The organism is Micrococcus sp. LASM2_SD2 (genome assembly GCF_057364565.1).
In genome coordinates this window covers 1-3,540 of record NZ_JBNFOB010000234.1, presented here as the reverse complement: position 1 = coordinate 3,540, position 3,540 = coordinate 1, and the positions used below count along the sequence as shown (strand labels likewise).

At 70.8% G+C, this 3,540-nt stretch carries 2 protein-coding genes and 1 pseudogene; 1 reads left to right on the top strand and 2 read right to left on the bottom strand.

The window, feature by feature from the left end:
* The first annotated feature begins 78 nt into the window (after window positions 1–78).
* A pseudogene (gene acs / locus AC2W7A_RS10555) lies at window positions 79–2,138 on the top strand (acetate--CoA ligase).
* A 117-nt stretch (window positions 2,139–2,255) separates the two neighbouring features.
* On the opposite strand, the gene AC2W7A_RS10550 reads toward acs, so the two are convergent.
* Window positions 2,256–2,984: a hypothetical protein gene (locus AC2W7A_RS10550; RefSeq protein WP_485991314.1), complete on the bottom strand. Its 729-nt coding sequence runs from the start codon at window positions 2,982–2,984 to the stop codon at window positions 2,256–2,258.
* 180 nt (window positions 2,985–3,164) lie between these two features.
* On the bottom strand, window positions 3,165–3,540 hold a 376-nt coding region (locus tag AC2W7A_RS10545; RefSeq protein WP_485991313.1), incomplete at its 5' end, for a siderophore-interacting protein.

The window sequence follows — 3,540 nt, the reverse complement described above, 5'->3', positions numbered from 1 at the left end:
CCCCGCTCCGCACCCCTCGCGAGCCCCTGCCGGGCCCGCTGCCACAGCACCTGGTGGACGCGGCGGACCCGGACGTCCATCCGGGACGCCCCGCGGGACTGCTGCACGGAGGACGGAGGCGACGGGGCCGTCGTCGCCGAATCCGACCGGCTGGCCTTCTGGGAGCGGCGGGCCGCCGCCTGACCTGGGAGACCGACTTCACCCGGGTGACGGACACCGTCCCCACGGACGCGGACGCCGGCACGGCCCCGGAGATCCGCTGGTACGCGGACGGACGGCTGAACGTGGCGTTCAACTGCGTGGACCGACACGTGGCGGCCGGCCGCGGGGAGAAGGTGGCGCTGTACTTCGAGGGCGAGCCCGGGGACCGGCGTGCGGTGACCTACGCGCAGCTGCAGCGTCAGGTCTGCCAGGCCGCGAATGCGCTGGAAGAGCTGGGTATCGGACCCGGCGACCGCGTGGTGGTCTACCTGCCGGTGCTGGTGGAGACGGTGGTCATCGCGCTGGCGTGCGCCCGCATCGGTGCGGTGCACTCGCTGGTGTTCGGCGGGTTCTCCGCGGACGCCCTGCGCTTCCGGGTGGAGGACACCGGCGCGAAGCTGCTGGTCACCACGGACGGGCAGTTCCGCCGCGGCAAGGCGGTGCCCGTGAAGGCCAACGCGGACGAGGCGGTGTCCGGGGACAACGCGATCGAGCATGTGCTGGTCCTGGACCGCACCGGCCACTGTCCGCCCGGCGAGCGCCGCGCAGACGGGACGCGGGCCCCCTCCGGCGCCGAGGGCATCGCGTGGGTCGAGGGCCGGGACCTGTGGTGGCACGACGTGGTGGACCGCCAGCCCACCGAGCATGCGGCGCAGGCGTTCGACGCCGAGCACCCGCTGTTCGTGATGTACACCTCCGGCACCACCGGGAAGCCCAAGGGGCTGGTGCACACCTCGGCCGGGTACCTGGCCGCCGCGAGCTGGACGCACGACTACCTCTTCAGCGACCCGGACGTGGCGGCGCGGGAGAAGGACGTGCACTGGTGCACCGCGGACCTGGCCTGGGTCACGGCGCACACCTATGAGATCTACGGGCCGCTGAGCAACGGCGTCACCCAGGTGATCTACGAGGGCGTGCCGAACGCCCCGCACCCGGGCCGGCACTTCGAGGTCATCGAGCGCTACGGGGTGACGAGCTACTACACCGCGCCCACGCTGATCCGGTCCCTGATGGGCTGGCACCCGGACGGCATCCCGGCGCGGGACGAGGGCGGCCCGGACCTGTCCTCGATCCGCCTGATCGGCACCGTGGGCGAGGCCGTGAACCCGGAGGCGTGGACGTGGGCGCGCACGCAGATCGGCCGGGACGCCCTGGGGCCGGAGGATCCGCGCGACGGCTCCGTGGGCGTGCCCATGGTGGACACGTGGTGGCAGTCCGAGACCGGCTCCACCGTGCTCTCACCCCGGCCGACGGACTCCGCCTTCAAGCCGGGCTGCGGATCGCGTCCCCTCCCCGGGGTGGACGTGGACGTGGTGGACGACGACGGCACGTCCGTGGGTGCCCAGCTGCAGGGCAAGATCGTGGTCACCCGGACCTCGCCGTCCATGGCCCGCACCGTGTGGGGGAACCCGCAGCGGTTCTACGACTCCTACTGGGCCGACTACGCGGAGCAGGGCTGGTTCCTGGCCGGGGACGGCGCCAAGCGGGACGACGACGGAGACGTGTGGATCCTCGGCCGTATCGACGACGTCATCAACATCTCCGGGCACCGCCTGAGCACGATCGAGATCGAGTCGGCGCTCGTGGCGCACCCGGAGGTGATCGAGGCCGGCGTGTGCCCGGTGCCGGATCCGAAGACCGGACACGCGGCGGTGGCGTTCGTGGTGGCGCACGAGCGGTTCGCGGCCGTGGGGCGGCCGCAGGAGACGGTGGAGCAGGCCGAGGAGCTGCGCGCGCATGTGGGGCGGGTGATCGGGCCGGTGGCCAAGCCGGCGCACGTGGTGTTCGTGCCCGACGTGCCGAAGACCCGCTCCGGCAAGATCATGCGCCGCCTGCTCACCCAGCTGTTCACCGGGGACACCCTCGGGGACACCACGAGCCTGCAGAACGAGCCGTGCGTGGCCCAGATCGCGGAGGTTGTGGCCGCCCGCCGGTGAAGAGGTGACGCCGCAGACGTTTTCGTTCGGGAAAGCGTCGAGTGGTGACACTTTCGCTCACGAAACGGGAAGAAGGCTTCTTCCCGTTTCGTGAGCGAAAGCTGTGGGGCAGGTGGATCAGGGGTTCGTCATGGAGGACTGGTCGAAGACCTCGTCCTCGGCCGGCGCCTCGGGGGCCTCCACCGAGTTCCAGTCCGTGAACGTCACCACGGTGTCCTGCTTGCCGTCCTCGGACTTGGCGCCCTCCACGCGGAACATCGTGTCGTCCTCACGGTCCACGTAGTAGATGTTCCCGGCGGTCTCGCTCTCGAGGACCTCCTCCGGCACGACGTACTTGTCGTACTTCTCGCCGTCGACTTCGACCTCCTCGGCCTCGATGTCATGACCGTCGAAGGCGTCCGCGGCCGGCATCTCCTCCACCATGCTGTCCAGGAGCGAGGACATGGTGAAGTCGCCCATGTCCTCGGCGTCCGAGGCGGACATCTTGAGCCACTTGTCACCCACCACCCGGGTGAAGGCGTTGTCCTCGCCGTCGGACTTCATCTTGAGGAACACGTCCCCGTCCAGGCGCAGCACCTCCATGTCCACGACGTCTCCGCCCATGTCGATGTTCATGGTGCCCTTCATGTGGGAGTCGTCCGCGGCGCCGGCCAGGTCCGCGGTCCCGGTGCCCGCCTCGTCCTCACCGGTCGCCTCCATGTTGATGCGCAGGCTCTCGGCCTCCTCGAAGTTCTTGCGGACCTCGGGCCAGGTCTCGTCCAGGGTGGGTGCGGAGCCGCAGGCGGTGAGCAGCAGGGTGCCGGCGGCGAGCATGCCGACGGCGGTGGACAGGCGGTTCTTCATCATGTCGGGTCTCCTCCGAAGAAGCGTGGAGGAAGGCCGGATGCCCGCCCCCGGATTCTGTGTTCCCCGTCAGAATCCCAACTGAACCGACTGATGTCCATCTCTGGCAGACACGGCACAGCCCCGACGACAGGCGGCCCCACCCCCGCCCCGGCGCGAGGGGCGGACAGTGGTGTGCCCGGCTCAGGCGTCGTCGAAGATCTTGCCGATCGGCTCGCGCTTCTCCGCCTGGAAGGTCTCCTCGGCGCGGCCATGCGCCCAGTACGCGGACACGGACATCTGCTTGCGGTCCAGCCCCCGCACGTCCGTCAGGTGCCGGCGCGCCGCCTTCACCTGCTCGCGCTCGCCGTGAACGAACGCCTGCACCTGCCCCTCGCCGAACTCCAACGCTTCGAGCTCGGCCACCCAGCGGGCGGACTCCGGCGTGAACTCGCCGCCGCGGTGCAGCCAGCGGACCTGCACGCCCGCGGGCGCGGAGACCGCCTGCTCGTCCTGCGCCCCGGCCACCTCGATCAGCGCCACACCCCGGGCGTCCGGCAGCCGCTGCGCCATGTCCTCC